At 38.4% G+C, this 15398-nt stretch carries 17 protein-coding genes and 1 pseudogene; 5 read left to right on the top strand and 13 right to left on the bottom strand.

Annotated features, from left to right (window positions below):
* Positions 1-1983, bottom strand: coding sequence for an excinuclease ABC subunit UvrB (uvrB, locus tag Q9306_RS14175; RefSeq protein ID WP_306199477.1), 1983 nt, complete (start codon positions 1981-1983; stop codon positions 1-3).
* Positions 1984-2151: 168 nt separating this feature from the next.
* Positions 2152-2610, bottom strand: a complete 459-nt coding sequence (locus Q9306_RS14170) for a DUF4362 domain-containing protein (RefSeq protein WP_306199475.1) — start codon at positions 2608-2610, stop codon at positions 2152-2154.
* 286 nt (positions 2611-2896) lie between these two features.
* On the opposite strand from Q9306_RS14170, the gene bcaP reads away from it, so the two are divergent.
* The gene (bcaP, locus tag Q9306_RS14165) at positions 2897-4306 is read left to right on the top strand and encodes a branched-chain amino acid transporter BcaP (protein ID WP_306199473.1); all 1410 of its coding nucleotides are present in this window, start codon (positions 2897-2899) and stop codon (positions 4304-4306) included.
* A gap of 22 nt (positions 4307-4328) precedes the next feature.
* Here bcaP and Q9306_RS14160 read toward each other — a convergent pair whose 3' ends face one another.
* The 5 genes from Q9306_RS14160 to Q9306_RS14140 form a co-directional block, all read right to left on the bottom strand.
* Complete coding sequence (locus Q9306_RS14160; RefSeq protein WP_306199471.1) at positions 4329-4940, bottom strand: hypothetical protein; 612 nt, start codon at positions 4938-4940, stop codon at positions 4329-4331.
* Positions 4937-5698 carry a MerR family transcriptional regulator gene (locus tag Q9306_RS14155; protein ID WP_306199583.1) on the bottom strand — a complete coding sequence of 254 codons (762 nt, stop codon included), beginning with the start codon at positions 5696-5698 and terminating at the stop codon, positions 4937-4939. The genes Q9306_RS14160 and Q9306_RS14155 overlap by 4 nt, the downstream gene beginning before the upstream one ends.
* A gap of 107 nt (positions 5699-5805) precedes the next feature.
* Positions 5806-6036: a hypothetical protein gene (locus Q9306_RS14150; RefSeq protein ID WP_306199469.1), complete on the bottom strand. Its 231-nt coding sequence runs from the start codon at positions 6034-6036 to the stop codon at positions 5806-5808.
* Between the two features lie 14 nt (positions 6037-6050).
* Complete coding sequence (locus Q9306_RS14145; protein WP_306199467.1) at positions 6051-6248, bottom strand: helix-turn-helix transcriptional regulator; 198 nt, start codon at positions 6246-6248, stop codon at positions 6051-6053.
* A gap of 73 nt (positions 6249-6321) precedes the next feature.
* A complete protein-coding gene (locus tag Q9306_RS14140; protein ID WP_371932387.1) occupies positions 6322-7335 on the bottom strand; it encodes a YeiH family protein in 1014 nt (337 codons plus the stop codon).
* 286 nt (positions 7336-7621) lie between these two features.
* Between Q9306_RS14140 and Q9306_RS14135 the strand changes: the two genes are divergently transcribed.
* From Q9306_RS14135 to abc-f, 4 genes are all read left to right on the top strand, one after another.
* Positions 7622-8515, top strand: coding sequence for a LysR family transcriptional regulator (locus tag Q9306_RS14135; RefSeq protein WP_306199581.1), 894 nt, complete (start codon positions 7622-7624; stop codon positions 8513-8515).
* Between the two features lie 50 nt (positions 8516-8565).
* Entirely contained in the window at positions 8566-8925 is a 360-nt protein-coding gene (locus Q9306_RS14130) for a MerR family transcriptional regulator (RefSeq protein WP_306199463.1), read from the top strand.
* 6 nt (positions 8926-8931) lie between these two features.
* Complete coding sequence (locus Q9306_RS14125; RefSeq protein WP_306199461.1) at positions 8932-9468, top strand: flavodoxin family protein; 537 nt, start codon at positions 8932-8934, stop codon at positions 9466-9468.
* Positions 9469-9749: 281 nt separating this feature from the next.
* Complete coding sequence (abc-f, locus tag Q9306_RS14120) at positions 9750-11387, top strand: ribosomal protection-like ABC-F family protein (protein WP_306199459.1); 1638 nt, start codon at positions 9750-9752, stop codon at positions 11385-11387.
* Between the two features lie 270 nt (positions 11388-11657).
* Here the strand turns inward: abc-f and Q9306_RS14115 are convergent, their stop codons facing one another.
* The 6 genes and pseudogenes from Q9306_RS14115 to Q9306_RS14095 all read right to left on the bottom strand — a co-directional run bounded on the left by Q9306_RS14115 (position 11658) and on the right by Q9306_RS14095 (position 15129).
* Positions 11658-12365 (bottom strand): nitroreductase family protein, encoded by a 708-nt coding sequence (locus tag Q9306_RS14115; RefSeq protein WP_306199457.1) that lies wholly within the window; start codon positions 12363-12365, stop codon positions 11658-11660.
* 114 nt (positions 12366-12479) lie between these two features.
* Entirely contained in the window at positions 12480-12896 is a 417-nt protein-coding gene (locus Q9306_RS14110; RefSeq protein ID WP_306199456.1) for an RrF2 family transcriptional regulator, read from the bottom strand.
* Positions 12897-13006: 110 nt separating this feature from the next.
* Positions 13007-13321: a heavy metal-binding domain-containing protein gene (locus Q9306_RS14105; RefSeq protein WP_306199453.1), complete on the bottom strand. Its 315-nt coding sequence runs from the start codon at positions 13319-13321 to the stop codon at positions 13007-13009.
* A gap of 64 nt (positions 13322-13385) precedes the next feature.
* Positions 13386-13718 (bottom strand): DUF1904 family protein, encoded by a 333-nt coding sequence (locus Q9306_RS14100; protein ID WP_306199578.1) that lies wholly within the window; start codon positions 13716-13718, stop codon positions 13386-13388.
* Positions 13719-13841: 123 nt separating this feature from the next.
* Positions 13842-13934, bottom strand: a pseudogene (locus Q9306_RS24785) (DUF3278 domain-containing protein); the annotation flags it as partial.
* Positions 13927-15129, bottom strand: coding sequence for a PDZ domain-containing protein (locus Q9306_RS14095; protein ID WP_306199451.1), 1203 nt, complete (start codon positions 15127-15129; stop codon positions 13927-13929). The gene Q9306_RS14095 and the pseudogene Q9306_RS24785, both read right to left, overlap by 8 nt.
* Between the last annotated feature and the right edge of the window lie 269 nt (positions 15130-15398).

Genomic DNA, 15398 nt, shown 5'->3' with positions numbered 1-15398 from the left:
TCACCCTTCTGCTTTTAATTCTAATAATAGATCACGAAGCTCAGCTGCCCGCTCAAAATCAAGCGCTTTTGCAGCTTCCTTCATTTCGGCCTCCATTTTTGCAATTACATTTTCTCGTTCTTTTTTCGTCATTTTCTTAGATGATAGCGGCGCTGCTTCATACGTTTCAGTATCTTCAGCAGCCATCGTTGCACGAATCACGTCGCGCACCTCTTTTTGAATTGTTTTTGGTACAATTCCGTGCTTTTCATTATATGCTTCTTGAATTTGACGACGACGCTTCGTTTCTTCAATTGCGATTCCCATCGATTTTGTAATTCGGTCAGCATACATTACAACATGACCGTTTGCATTACGAGCTGCGCGGCCAATCGTCTGAATAAGCGAGCGCTCTGAACGAAGAAATCCTTCTTTATCCGCATCTAAAATAGCTACGAGCGATACTTCTGGAATATCTAGTCCCTCTCGAAGTAAGTTAATACCGACAAGCACATCGAACTTGCCAAGACGAAGATCGCGAATAATTTCAATCCGCTCTAACGTTTTAATTTCAGAATGAAGATAGTTTACTTTAATCCCAACATCTTTTAAATAATCTGTTAAATCCTCTGACATTTTCTTCGTTAATGTCGTAATTAATACACGCTCATTTTTCGCGATTCGCTCTTGGATCTCTCCTAGTAAATCATCAATTTGCCCTTCAATTGGCCTTACATCAATTTCCGGATCTAATAGCCCTGTTGGACGAATAATTTGTTCCGCCACTTCCGGTGAATGTTCAAGTTCATATGGACCCGGCGTCGCTGATACATACACAACTTGATTCGTTTTCTCTTCAAACTCTTCAAACATAAGCGGTCTGTTATCAAGTGCTGACGGCAGACGGAATCCATGATCAACAAGCACTTGCTTACGCGCCTGATCTCCGTTGTACATCGCTCTTACTTGCGGCACCGATACATGGGACTCATCCATCACGATAAGAAAATCTTTCGGAAAATAATCTAATAATGTATATGGTGTTGAACCAGCTGGGCGGAGCGTCAAATGACGGGAGTAGTTCTCAATTCCAGAACAAAAACCCATCTCACGCATCATTTCTAAATCGTAACGTGTTCGCTGCTCGATCCGCTGCGCTTCTAACAATTTACCGTTATCATTTAATTCTTTTAAGCGTTCTTCTAATTCTTTTTCAATATTTTCAATGGCAACTTTCATTTTTTCTTCGCGTGTAACGAAGTGAGATGCTGGAAAGATTGCCACATGCTCACGTTCTGCTAATACTTCACCTGTTAATGCATTTACTTCCCTGATACGATCAATTTCATCACCGAAAAATTCAATTCGGATACAGTGCTCATCAAGAGATGCCGGGAAAATTTCAACTACATCACCGCGCACGCGAAACGTCCCGCGCTGGAAGTCAATATCATTACGGCCATACTGCACATCAACAAGCTCACGAAGCAATTGATTACGATCTTTCTCCATACCAACGCGTAAAGAGACAACGAGCTCACTATATTCTTCCGGGGAACCTAAACCGTAAATACAAGACACACTGGCTACAATAATGACATCATCTCTTTCAAATAAAGCCGACGTCGCTGAGTGACGCAATTTATCAATCTCATCATTAATTTTTGCGTCTTTTTCAATAAATGTATCGGTTTGTGGTACATATGCTTCCGGTTGATAATAGTCGTAGTAACTAACAAAATATTCAACTGCATTGTTCGGAAAGAAATCTTTGAGCTCACTGTATAGCTGTCCTGCTAACGTTTTATTATGAGCCATTACAAGTGTTGGCTTTTTCACTTCTTTAATAACATTTGAAATCGTAAATGTCTTACCCGTCCCTGTCGCTCCAAGCAACACTTGATGTTTCTTACCATTTTTAATCCCAGCTACAAGCTGCTTTATCGCTCTTGGCTGATCACCTTGCGGGGAATACTCTGAGACAATTTCAAATTGATGTTCCAAATAAATCCGCCCTCCTCGTAAAAAAAATCTGTATTTTCATTTTAACACGAACGCTCATAAAAAAACCAAAAAAACGAACAAGTATTCGATAAATAATTCGACACCCTTTCTGCAAATCCAATATATAAAAACAAAAAGGATGCTTATTTACTAAGCATCTTCCCATAGTTATTCATGAGATACCTCCAGCAAAAAATAACTCATATTCTTATGATTTTCTTTACATTCACTTAATTTATAACTTACAGCTTCATCGCTTTTTTCTTTCATAATCCCTTTGCACACATCACTTTTTTTCCCTTTTTGACTTCCTCCAAATTTGTCATTGGAATCATCAAAAAGATAGTTTATATTGATTCCATCATAGTCTAATGTTTGAAAAATCGGATCTCCTTCATCTGTATAATTCACAATACGCACTTTATCAGCTTTGCCATTTTTCACATGATTTAGAAACCGCTGAAACTTATCTAAATTAGATCCTCCACCTATTTTTACGATGATATCACTCTTTTTATCAACTTTCGCTTCATTATTTTTCTGATTTCCCGTTTTTACAGAGGATAAACACCCCGCCAAACCGCCTATGTAGAATAGAAAACACAATAAAACAATTCCTTTTCTCATCTTAATCCTCTCCAGCCCATTTTGACTTTATCCCGCTATTCGCGGGCAGTAAGAAGTTTCGCTTTATACTACCATTCAAAATGAAATAACTTAGTGTAGCAACAAAAATACCTATACAAATATCAACAAGAAATTCATCATTTTTTGTATAGGTTAAATTTTCTAAAAATTTCGTGTTTACAACACCCACTTTTCATATTACAATACGTTTAAAGATTCGACATTATACGACAATTCGAACTTAAAGTTCAGAATATTTTAACAACTAGAAGGTGAGGGAGCTTATATGAATCTATTCCGAAAAAAATCGATTTCGTCACTGCTGGCGCAATCGCAGCAGAAAGGCGCTTCTTTAAAAAAGGAGCTAGGCGCATTTGATTTAACAATGTTAGGAGTCGGCGCTATTATTGGAACAGGTATTTTCGTTCTTACCGGCGTTGCAGCAGCAAAACATGCAGGACCAGCACTTATTTTATCGTTTATTTTATCCGGTTTAGCCTGCGTATTTGCGGCATTATGTTATTCCGAATTCGCTTCAACTGTACCGGTATCAGGTAGCGCGTACACTTACAGCTATGCAACATTTGGAGAAATCATTGCTTGGATTTTAGGTTGGGACTTAATTCTAGAATACGGCCTGGCATCCTCAGCCGTTGCATCTGGTTGGTCAGGATATTTCCAAGGGTTATTATCTGGATTTGGTATTAAACTGCCGCACGCTTTAACAAGCGCTTATAATCCTGCGGCTGGCACATACGTAGACGTACCAGCAATTTGTATTATTTTCATCATGACATTTTTATTAACAAGAGGCGCAAAAAAATCAGCTCGTTTCAACGCGGTTATGGTAGCTATCAAAGTATTTGTTGTTCTTCTATTCATCGGCGTTGGTGCTTTCTATGTAAAACCTGAGAACTGGACACCGTTCATGCCATTTGGCTTCTCTGGCGTAACTACTGGAGCGGCAACTGTATTCTTTGCTTATATCGGATTTGACGCTGTATCAACAGCTGCTGAAGAAGTAAAAAATCCACAGCGTAACATGCCAATTGGTATTATCGCTTCCTTAGCAATCTGTACAATCTTATATATCGTTGTTTCATTAGTATTAACAGGAATCGTTCCCTACAATCAATTAGACGTAAAGAACCCTGTTGCATTTGCACTGCAATATATTCATCAAGATTGGGTTGCTGGACTTATCTCTTTAGGAGCAATTGCTGGGATTACAACAGTATTACTCGTTATGCTATATGGACAAACTCGTTTATTTTATGCAATGAGCCGTGATGGCTTACTACCAAAAGCATTTTCTCGCGTAAACAAAAAAACGCAAACACCTGTTATGAACAGCTGGATTACAGCAGCTATGGTTGCTTTCTTTTCTGGATTTGTTCCATTAGACAAGCTAGCAGAGTTAACAAACATCGGTACATTATTCGCATTCATCGTTGTATCAATCGGCGTTATCATCTTACGCAAAAAACAGCCTGACCTGCCGCGTGCCTTTAAAGTACCATTCGTACCATTGCTTCCGATATTAGCGGTTCTATTCTGCGGATACTTAACATTGCAACTTCCAGCAACAACATGGATTGGCTTTGTCGTTTGGTTAATTATCGGATTAGTTGTATATTTCAGCTACGGTTACAAAAATAGTACGCTGAAAAATGAACAAAAAGAAGACGTTGCATAACAAACAAAAAGAGGTGTTGTCCTTAACGAGACAGCACCTCTTTTTTCTTTTTCGGAAAAACTACGTAAGAAAACGTAATAAGCGTATCTACACCGAAAACGATTCTCCACACTTTACTCACACGATTCGCGGTTTCATTTAAAAACACATCAGCTTCCCAGCTTGATATGTTTTCAAGTGGTACTAGTCCATACAGAAAGAAAAATACAATGTGTACACCCGCAAATACAATAAAGTGAGGCATCCAATGGAGCAACTCTTGCTTCGTATGTGCCCAGCCCGTTAATTCTACTGGTTCCTCTATCATTGGCAATACTTCTCCCCGCCACTTTGCAATCATTCGCTGGATACGTAAATCTAGCTTCCTTAAATCTTTCTTTCCGTAAAAAATAGCATACAATAAGATGATGACGATAATAATTTGAAATTGAGAAATCTCCCCTGTTTCATAATAATCAACGACACCTAACGTTAAAATAAATAATTCATTCAGCAATAATACAATCCCTGCTATGAAACTTGCTTTACGCAGCTGAAAAGCATACCGCAGTAAAAAGAAACTAATTGCTGCACTCCAAAATACAATTTCAGCGCCAATTAAAAACGCCCAGCGATACTCGGTTAATATATTCATACTTTCCCCTCTTCCTCTATATACAATTCAAAAGCCTCATCCATATACTGCAAAAGCTCTTCTTCAATTGGATACATATTCATCCTTTTCGACTCTTCTTTTGACTTACGTACTCCCCACAATTTATCTAAAAACGATTCATCACCGTTTGCCATCTCCCTGCATTTCTCTAAGATGATTCCAGTAATTCCTTGCACTTCAGCATTACTTGGTGCTTTCTTCTTTTGCATAAACTGACGCATTCGTTTTAGTAAAAGAATCCACTCTTGTACTTCTTCATTTTGCTCACTCATGTTTGGTAAATTTTTTAGCAGATGTTCTTCTTCCTCTGAAAATACTTGTTGTTGAAATAGCTGCCGCATACGCGGGGACTGCTGTGAAAGCTGCATAAGCTCAAATATAATATCCCAATTCAACTCTCCTTCCAGCTCATTAGAATACAAGACAGCTTGCAGCATTTTCTCCATACGTGAAAACTTCTGCTGCTCTTCTCTTACGAACAGCAATTGCTGTTGCAAAAACTCTTTAACATTTACACTCTCTGTTTCTAACATATTCGTAATTTCTTTTAAGGCGAATCCCATTTCTTTTAAAAACAAAATCTGCTGTAATTTCAGTACATCACGTTCACTATATAACCGGTGTCCACCTTCCGTCTTTCCGCTCGGCTCTAACAAACCAATTTGATCATAATATCGAAGTGTTCTTACTGTAACACTTGTTTCCTTCGTTAGTTGTTGAATGGAAATCATTTCTATCACCCTCTCATTTTCATTATAGAAGGTGACGTAACGTCAGTTTCAAGTAGATTTTAAAAATAAAGAGCCGTTTACATCTAAGTTCGTGTAAACAGCTCTTATCGAAATCATTCGTATTCATCATCTTCAAGATTTTTCAGCTTTCGTTTCTCCCATGAACAAATCGCGAAAAAGATCGCACTACCAGTTGCCATAATCGGAAACTCCCAGCCTGTTTTTCCTTTTGTTATCATGTCGTAGAATGTCCAGATTAAAAGACATGTACTGTAAAACATACAGGTGTACCTAGAGGCTTTTCCTGTTATGTGCCATTCGTATTCGTCGACTCGTCTTTTCATGATTCATATCCCCCCTATTCCAACGTAAAAATTTCCTCCACACTCATCTTAAAATACTTCGCAATCTTAAGTGACAACTCCAAACTCGGATTGTAATGATGATTTTCAATCGCAACAATTGTTTGGCGCGTCACTTGCATTGCTTTTGCCATCTCAACTTGCGTAATATGATTTTGCTTTCTTAATTCTTTAATTTTGTTTTGTACACCCATGGAATCCACCTTCAAAAAGTAAAGATATCTTTACAAAATTTCCAATAAAAAAAGGACTTGCCCAGCAAGCCCTCTACACAAAATGCAACACATACACAAGCGTATATCCAAGAACAGAAAGTAATACCGATCCAATTAACCCTGCAACAAATGCTTTCGTTCCAAGCTTACGAAATGTCTTAAATTCTACATTTAAGCCAAGCCCAGCCATTGCCATTGCCATAAGCATGTAAGAAATAACGACAATATCGCTTGCGATTTTTTCAGGGACAATTCCTAATGAATGAAACGCACTCACTGCTAGGAAACCAAAAATAAACCACGGAATCGGAATGTCACGCCAAGATTTTTTTTGCCCTGTTTGTTCTCCGCGCTGAAACCATATGCCAATTAAAATTGCCACAGGTACTAAAAAGGCAACGCGCGTTAACTTCATAATTACCGCAATATCAACCGATTGACTTCCACCAGGTGCTGCCGCTGCAATGACATGAGCAATTTCATGTAATGTTGCCCCGGAAAAAACACCATATCCATACGGAGACAAGTTAAGCACAGGATACAGCAATGTATATGCTAATGTAAAAATTGTTCCTAAAATCGCAACGATCGCTGCACTCACGGCAACCTCTTCATCCTTGGCTTTTACTTGCGGTCCAATTGCCACAACAGCTGCCGCTCCGCAAATTGCTGTTCCGCATGCTGTTAAAATACCAAGCTTCTTCTCTACTTTACAAAAGCGTGTTAACGCATATACAACAGTAAGTGTAAATGTAATAACAATTGCCGCCATGACTAATACCTTTGGGCCCGCCTTCGCAATATCAACTAAATTTAATCGCATACCGAGTAATATAATCCCTAGGCGCAATAGTTTTTTACTCGCAAAATTTGTTCCTGCAACCGCTTGATGCGGAACACCAACTGCTGCTCTCCAGATCATTCCGATTAGAATAGCAATGACCAATTGGCCCATAATACTTAAAAACGGAAGCTGCGCCAAATATTTTGCAACAATCGCAATCAGTAACGTAATCCCGATGCCTTGTGCAAATCCGAAGCGCTTCTCCTTTTCTAACGCTATCATTTGATTCACTTTGTACCACTCCAATACCTATCTTGTAACATGCATGTTCGTTCTACTTTTATTATAAAAGCATTTTAATCATAAGTTTAATACCAATATACTATCTCAATCATCAAGAAAACTTATGATAGAATGAAAAGAAAAGCGGATGCGGCTCGCTCAGAACAAGAGGGCGTTGGAGCTCCTGACATAGAGGCGCTTTTTTGCCTCGGAGGAAGGCGCGAAACGACCGACTGTTCTAGCCGCTGGAGCTGGACAAAAATGAAAAACGAAAGGAATGAGTCTCATAAACACCGACATTTTAAAAATTTTTGTAACTGTCGTAGAACAAAAGCATTTTTCAAGAGCTGCCGAAATGTTGAACCTTTCCCAGCCGGGTGTAAGCATGCACATTCGCAATTTAGAAAATGAATTCGGCACAACGCTCATTCAGCGCTCACCGAAACATGTCCAAGTCACAGAAGCAGGAAACATTTTATACATACATGCAAAACAAATGCTTACACTGTATGAAGAAGCAAAACAAGAAATTAATGAACTTCATAATATTGTTACAGGGACACTGCGCATCGGCGCTAGTTTCACAATCGGAGAATACCTTCTTCCGAAAATATTAGCAAACTACGCAAAGGAACATCCGCGTGTTGAAGTTCATACCTTTATCTCCAATACAGAAGAGGTATTACAAAGGGTTCGCTCGAATCAACTAGATATTGGCTTAGTAGAGGGGCAAGTCATCTACACAGATGTAGACGTAGAACCATTTATGGAAGATGAAATGAAGCTTGTCGTTCCTCCAAATCACCCTCTGACAATGACGAGCCCAATTCAGACAAACATGCTGCAAGATCAAATATGGATTCTCCGCGAAACCGGTTCTGGAACGAGAGCTTACAGCGACCGCTTTATTCACGACCACCATTTAAAAATGAAGCGCTACTTCACATTTAGCAGCATTCAAAGTGTAAAAGAAGCCGTTGCTGCCGGACTCGGAATTGCTATTTTATCAGACTGGACGGTCCGTAAAGAATTGAAAACTGGTGAAGTACGTCACATACCCGTACCAAACGAAAAACTCATGCGTCCGTTCTCCATTGTACGGGGAAAATATTTCATTCCTTCTAAAGCGATTCAAGTATTTTTAGATCATGTGCAAAACTTCGCGAACAATCACAGTTGACCTTCACACTAATGTGAAGGTTTAAAATGAGAAGAGAAGGAGTGATAGTTTTGCGCATCGGAGAATTATCGAAACATACAGGCATAAGCGAACGGTCATTACGGCATTACGAGGAAAAAGGCTTACTAGCTTCAAAACGACTCGCAAATGGCTATCGTGATTTTGATGAAACGACGATTGAACAAGTAAAGCTTATTCAAATGTATTTACAACTGGGGCTAAATTTAGAAGAAACAGCTAAAATGCTGCGCTGCTTAGAAATAGAGCCGCACTTCTACGATAACCCGTGCAACAGTATCATCACACTTTACGAGGATAAGCTTGCGGAAGTAAAAAAGCAGATTTCGTTACTTTCTCATATCGAAGCGAATTTACAAAAACACATTAAGTTGTTAAAAGAAAGGAATTGATATACGATGTTCGTTTTACATGGCAGTTCACGTCCAAATGGAAATACAGAACAATTAACGCATATGCTGTTAGAAGGCGTCCAAACTGAAGATGTATATTTACGCAATCATACCATCAAGCCCATTACAGACCAGCGTCACGATGCCGAGGGCTTTCAACCAATTGATGATGATTACGAGGACATCGTCAAACGAATGCTTGAGCATGATACTATTGTCTTCGCAACTCCGCTTTACTGGTACGGTATGAGCGGATATATGAAAAACTTTGTCGATCGCTGGTCGCAAAGCTTGCGGGATACATCTCTACATTTTAAAGAACGTATGAAAGGTAAGAAAATGTATGTTGTCATTGTCGGCGGTGACAATCCAAAATTAAAAGCACTTCCGCTCATTGCACAGTTTCAATACATTTTCGACTTTGTCGGCGCTTCTTTTGAAGGTTATATAATTGGGTCTGCTAACGCACCAGGAGAGATTGTGAATGACAAGGAAGCAATCGAAAAGACGAAGTTATACAAGCAAATTTTCAATAAAAATTAACAGAATGATTTGACAAACAAGCTTCCAAATGCATACAATAAAGGTGAAATTATGAAAGGAAGGTACATCGACCAATGAAGTTATAATTCTCTTTTTTATTCATCCATCACAAATAGTGAAACAAAATGATGAAAACTAGAAGAGGATTAGTCTGCCCTTTTGTCGATAACTTTCTTTTGACAGGAACATGTAAAAATACGTGTACAGCTTTTTTGTGCATCTCTTTTTTACATACTACGGGTGAAATCTATCCTCTCTAGTGAAACTAGGGAGGGTTTTTTATGACCATTTTAACAGCACGAAACATTGAAAAAAGCTTTGGTGACCGCACTTTATTTACATTACAAGCACTTAATATCCATGCGCAGGATCGCATTGGAATCGTCGGTGTAAACGGCGCGGGGAAATCGACGCTATTACAAATATTGAGTAAAGAAATAGAACCTGATGACGGAACGATTACTCATTACAGTTCGATTGCTATCATTCCACAATTCCATGAGGAGACATTGGAAACAGCCTCTTCTCTTGCAAAAGGACAATGGGGTATTTCTCACGTCACAACGAATATGAGCGGCGGCGAACGCGGACGTTTAAAAATTGCTCATGCTCTTGAACAAGAAGCAGCTATCTTATTTGCTGATGAACCAACAAGTCATCTTGATATGCATGGCACAGAACAACTAGAACAGGCATTGCAATCTTATAAAGGAGCGATTATTTTAATCTCTCATGACCGTGCCTTATTAGATGCCATTTGTACAAAGATGATTGAGATTGAAGATGGTACTGTTCGTGAATATAAAGGAAATTACACAAGCTACAGGGAGCAAAAAGAGCAACAAAGGCAGCATCAGCAATCAGAATACGAAAAGTATACGAAAGAAAAACAACGCTTAGAAACAGCAATCGCCAGCAGACAACAGCGTGCTTCTGGCATGACAAAAATCCGTTCAAGCTTTAGTTCTTCTGAATCTAGACTATACAAATCGGGAGCAGCTTATAGTCAAGGCAATGTTGAAAAAGCCGCAAAAGCATTAGAAACAAGATTAGAGCAATTAGAAAAGAAAGAAAAACCAAAAGAAATTGTTCATACAAAGTTTGATATACAATACCATGCACCCATTCATAGTAAAACAGCTGTGCAATTTAATAAGGTTACGAAAAAAATCGGCACTCACACCCTTTTTAACAATATAAATGGGAGTATAACGCCAGGTGTAAAGCTTGCTATTCTCGGCAAAAATGGAAGCGGAAAAACAACGCTATTTCAAATGATTCAAACAAAAGAACGAGGAATTCAGCTTTCAAAAAGCTGTAAAATTGGTTATTTTGAACAAACATTAGCTATTTTACAAAACGACAAAACCATTTTACAAAACGTGATGGAAGAAACGCGTTATGACGAAGCTTTCGTACGAACAATCCTCGCCCGCTTACTGTTTCGAAGAGAAGATGTTTATAAACAAGTAAACGTCTTAAGTGGCGGCGAACGTGTAAAGGTCGCACTAGCAAAAATATTCTTAGGAGACTACAATATGCTTCTTCTTGACGAACCGACAAACTATTTAGACCTCGCTACGCAAGAAGAACTAGAGCACATGCTAAAAGATTATCCCGGGACTGTGCTATTCATTAGTCACGACCGGACTTTCGTTCATAAAATCGCCGACCGCATTTTACACCTAGATGAAGACGAACCACGGATCTTTCAAGGTAGTTACGAGCAATATACGAAACGAAAGGAACAATCTTCTATTAATCCAGCAGAGCAAGAACTACTGCGCCTGCAAACAAAATTAACAGAAGTAATTGGACGCATTTCGATGCCAGGACGTCACGATGATGTGATTGCGCTTGAAAACGAATATGAACAGCTGCTGCGTCAAATTCAAGAGTGCAAAAAATCTGTCCTCTGATATATCGGTTGTTCTTTGCAATATATCGGCGATTTTCATAATATATCGACCGTTCTTTAGAATATATCGGCGCTTCGACACAATATAAAGTGAAACTTCCATCAGTGACGATTTTCTCACTGATGGTTAGTTGAACCAATCGGGCTTTTACGGGCAGTTTTCTTCCACGTGTTTCCTTAGCTTTTACTGCCCGTTAATGCGGGATAAAGACCATTCGACAATATTAGATACACTAAAGGGGGATGACCCAGGTCAGCCCCCTTCTTACGATTAAAATTTATTCCAAGTTAACACATCATCAAGTGGAAGACGAACTTTTTCAAACCCAGCCTGCACTGCTTTCCCTACACAAATTAACATAACAGGTTCAAGATTTTCTGGAACATGGAAAGCTTCTACAAATTTCTGCGGATGGAAACCGCCAATTGGTACAGTATCAAAACCTTTTGCTTTTGCCGCTAACATAAGCTGCATCGCTACTAAGCCACCATCAATCATCGCCACACGAGTAGCTTGTTCGTTAGAGAATTTCCCGTAGTTTTCAACAATTGAATTAACATAGAAATTCTTCGTTTCTTCTGTCATTCTTCCTTTTTTCACTACTTCTCCGTAAATTTTCTCAGCATTTTTATAGGCCTGTTTATCTCCTAAAACAGCAATAACAATAGAAGCATCGACAATTTGTTTTTGGTTGTTTGCGATTGGTAATAACTCTTCTTTCGCTGCTTCATCTTGTACTACAAGAAATCTCCATGATTGTAAGTTTGACGATGATGGAGCTAATGTTGCGAGCTCTAAAATTTCACGAATGTCTTTTTCGTCCATTTTAAATTGCAGATCGTAATGACGTATAGATTGGCGCTCCTTAGCGATAGTAAAGAAATCTGTGTCCGTAATTTCTTTTGGAGCTTCCGTATGAGTATTAAGCTCATGGATTTTATTTAAATACTCTTCTGCTGCAGATTTTTTTGCTGACATTGTTTTTCTCCTCTTAACTGTTCTAATTTTAAGAACAGTATATCCCTTTAACTGTTCCTTTGTCAAGAACAGTTAATATTAAAAAATAAAACGAAAACTACAGTTCCGTTTTATTCATTCTTTCGGAAGTAAATCCGCTAGCTTTTTCTTCGCCAGCCCCTCGATAAGCCATCTTTCCATTTCATCTCTTAATTCATATAACGCTGAACATGTAGAAGGAGAAAAACACTCTTTCCCATCTACATCAAGGAATCCTTTTGAATACGGGTCTGCTCTTATCGCATCATAAACTTCTACTAATGTAATTTCATTTGCTGCTCGAGCTAAATAATAACCGCCATCTCGTCCTTCTTTCGCTACAATTAGCTCTGCTTTAACTAAATGAGTAAGGATTTTTCTTAAAAAGAGTGGCTTTGTCCCTAACTTTTCAGCCATAATTGCACTAGGACAAATACCATCATAATCTGCTAGTACCAATAAAGATTGCACAGCAAGTCCGAACCATTTCGTACTTGAAACCTTCTCTTTCATTCGTTTTCACCTCTCTATTAGTCTAAACGATTTCGCTGAAAAGACAACTTAAAGTCCATACAAAAAGAACCCCTCCTCCTAGTTGAGAAAGGGTTCACAGGATCATTCTCTTATCTAACTTTAACTGCAGTTCCGCTTACAGCTACCATTAACATACCTTCACGAACTACTTCATAATCAACATCAATACCAACAATTGCATTTGCACCTTTTTGCGCTGCAAGTTGTTTCATTTCTCCCATCGCAATATCACGTGCTTCTTTTAACTTACTTTCATAAGCACCAGAACGGCCACCGACAACGTCACGAACAGAAGCAAATAAATCACGAACGATATTCGCTCCCATAATTGCTTCGCCGTTTACAATATCAATATACTCTTCAATTTCTTTTCCTTGAATAACAGAAGTTGTTGTAACGATCATACTCTATCTCCTCCTATGTATAGAAACTTGTGGTCCCATCTGTATGGTACCCTATTTCATAAAATTACATCGCACAATGTTTCCCATTAATATAATAGGATTCTTCTGAGAACACCGTAAACACAACCTCTACTTCAGGAAGCCCAAAATCCATTAAATATGTAGTAATGGCATTGGCAAATCGATCACGAATTTCTTGCCCACGCTCGAACCATTTCACTTCAATGAGAGGAAATGCCTCTACTTCTTCTCCGTTGAATACAAATGTAGAACTTGGTAGTTCCAACGTAAAATTATCTGTACCACACTCACAAATCACTGCAAGTTCTTCTACTAATGGCTTGCTTATGCTTTTTAACTGTTCAGTCGTAACTCCACGAAACACAACATGCGGCATATGAATCCCTCCGATAGATAGCTTATATTTGTTCACATCATAGCATAATTCATTTTGTTGTACTACAACGTGTAAAGACATTTCAATGACATTTTCAAGAAACAGAATATGATATTTTATTCATCAATACAACTTCTTTAAATTAAGCAATGCTATTCCATACATAGAGAGTCCGAAAAATGCTCCTCCACAACTCCATATAATCACATCAACCAACTTCCGTATCCCACTGACGTTCTTGTTCTACAAAAACAATCCCAAGTTCGTGATGCTCTCCTTCATAGATCGCATGTTGTACAAGGCGAAGCTCATCGTTCGTATCCACAACTTCCATTTTACAAAAAGCACCTGTTGATCTTGATTGCAGTGCATTGTAGAACCCATCCACAGTTGTTGGAACGATTCCGTTCACTTTCACGATGATTTCCCCTGGTTTCAAATTTAGTTCCTCTCCGGCTGTTCCTGGAATTGTACCTAGTACAACTAGACCATTATCACGAGAAGAAAAGTATGCAGGACGTCGTTCATCTTCCAAACGCTCTTGCACAGCAATTGTCAGTCGTCCAAGCATCGCTGCTCCCATAGCGACAATTGCTAATATATGCCACCAATAGCTCGCTATTCCTAATACAAGGACAACTGCAGCTAGTCCAAATACGCGGCGTCCTGTAAATAACAATGCTCCTTTTGGCTCAAAGCTTTTAACCGTTCTCGTAAATCCAACTAAGAATGGAACTAAGAATAAGGAAAACTTTTGCGATCCAACAGAGACCACTGGCCACCAAGATACAAACTGCGTTAAAGCATCACCTGGTATAAGAACAAATAACGGTACAAGCCATAATCTATTGGATTCATGCAGTCCAATATTTAAACCTCGTTTTCCTTTTCGTAATTTCGGAGTTGAATAGTTTGCAGCATTTTTAGAAATAAGTATACCTTCTACAACTAACATAAGCCCAAGTAAAATCGCTAATGATACAACGCTGCTCTCCTCTCCTTCTTGAAGTTGTAAGAAAGAGAATGGAATTTTTGAAGATAATACCGCTGCTGCAATGGCAATTCCTAACGTATATGCAGGTGATAAGTATCTATACTGAGCAATCATAGCAAACGATACCGTCCAAATCGCCATTATAATCACACTTGCTTGTGATACGATTAGTCCTGTTCCAACTGTAATCAAAGATAAAATGAGTCCTAAACCAATTCCTGCAAATATAGATGTACGTAGTTCATACAAAACATCATACACCTTAAAAGAAAAATCTTTCCGTTCTCGTAATACTCGTAAATATCCAACAAAAAAACTACTTATAAAAAAAACATACAAAGCAGGATGCGTTAAAAAACGCACGATTGCCTTCATCATTTCTAATAACCAAGTCTCCATGAAACGATTCACCACCATTTATAAGATATTTCATTTCTTCCCGTACATATTGCCTTATGTAAGATTTACTCCGTTTCATTTTATCTTATCACAATTAATCAAACGTTTGTTTAACACAAAAAAAATATACGAAACATTGTACTTATCACATTGAATATGTATATACAAATTGAAAAAACGACATAAAAAACCTTTTCTTTTCTGTGAAAATAATTTGATTCAGGGCACAATTTAGCTTTTTAATAATACATCTAGATCTTCTTTTTGCGTGTGAAACACGCAAAAAG

The sequence above is a fragment of the Bacillus multifaciens genome (assembly GCF_030756675.1).
GTDB lineage: Bacteria > Bacillota > Bacilli > Bacillales > Bacillaceae_G > Bacillus_A > Bacillus_A multifaciens.
The sequence above is the reverse complement of the archived record's forward strand: the minus strand, read 5'-3'. Positions and strand labels throughout refer to the sequence as shown.

Coding starts and splice junctions, on each gene's coding strand:
- Q9306_RS14170 (WP_306199475.1), bottom strand. CDS start 2,610: ATGAGAAAAGGAATTGTTTTATTGTGTTTTCTATTCTACATAGGCGGT.
- bcaP (WP_306199473.1), top strand. CDS start 2,897: ATGAATCTATTCCGAAAAAAATCGATTTCGTCACTGCTGGCGCAATCG.
- Q9306_RS14160 (WP_306199471.1), bottom strand. CDS start 4,940: ATGAATATATTAACCGAGTATCGCTGGGCGTTTTTAATTGGCGCTGAA.
- Q9306_RS14150 (WP_306199469.1), bottom strand. CDS start 6,036: ATGAAAAGACGAGTCGACGAATACGAATGGCACATAACAGGAAAAGCC.
- Q9306_RS14145 (WP_306199467.1), bottom strand. CDS start 6,248: ATGGGTGTACAAAACAAAATTAAAGAATTAAGAAAGCAAAATCATATT.
- Q9306_RS14140 (WP_371932387.1), bottom strand. CDS start 7,335: ATGATAGCGTTAGAAAAGGAGAAGCGCTTCGGATTTGCACAAGGCATC.
- Q9306_RS14125 (WP_306199461.1), top strand. CDS start 8,932: ATGTTCGTTTTACATGGCAGTTCACGTCCAAATGGAAATACAGAACAA.
- abc-f (WP_306199459.1), top strand. CDS start 9,750: ATGACCATTTTAACAGCACGAAACATTGAAAAAAGCTTTGGTGACCGC.
- Q9306_RS14115 (WP_306199457.1), bottom strand. CDS start 12,365: ATGTCAGCAAAAAAATCTGCAGCAGAAGAGTATTTAAATAAAATCCAT.
- Q9306_RS14110 (WP_306199456.1), bottom strand. CDS start 12,896: ATGAAAGAGAAGGTTTCAAGTACGAAATGGTTCGGACTTGCTGTGCAA.
- Q9306_RS14105 (WP_306199453.1), bottom strand. CDS start 13,321: ATGATCGTTACAACAACTTCTGTTATTCAAGGAAAAGAAATTGAAGAG.
- Q9306_RS14100 (WP_306199578.1), bottom strand. CDS start 13,718: ATGCCGCATGTTGTGTTTCGTGGAGTTACGACTGAACAGTTAAAAAGC.
- Q9306_RS14095 (WP_306199451.1), bottom strand. CDS start 15,129: ATGGTGGTGAATCGTTTCATGGAGACTTGGTTATTAGAAATGATGAAG.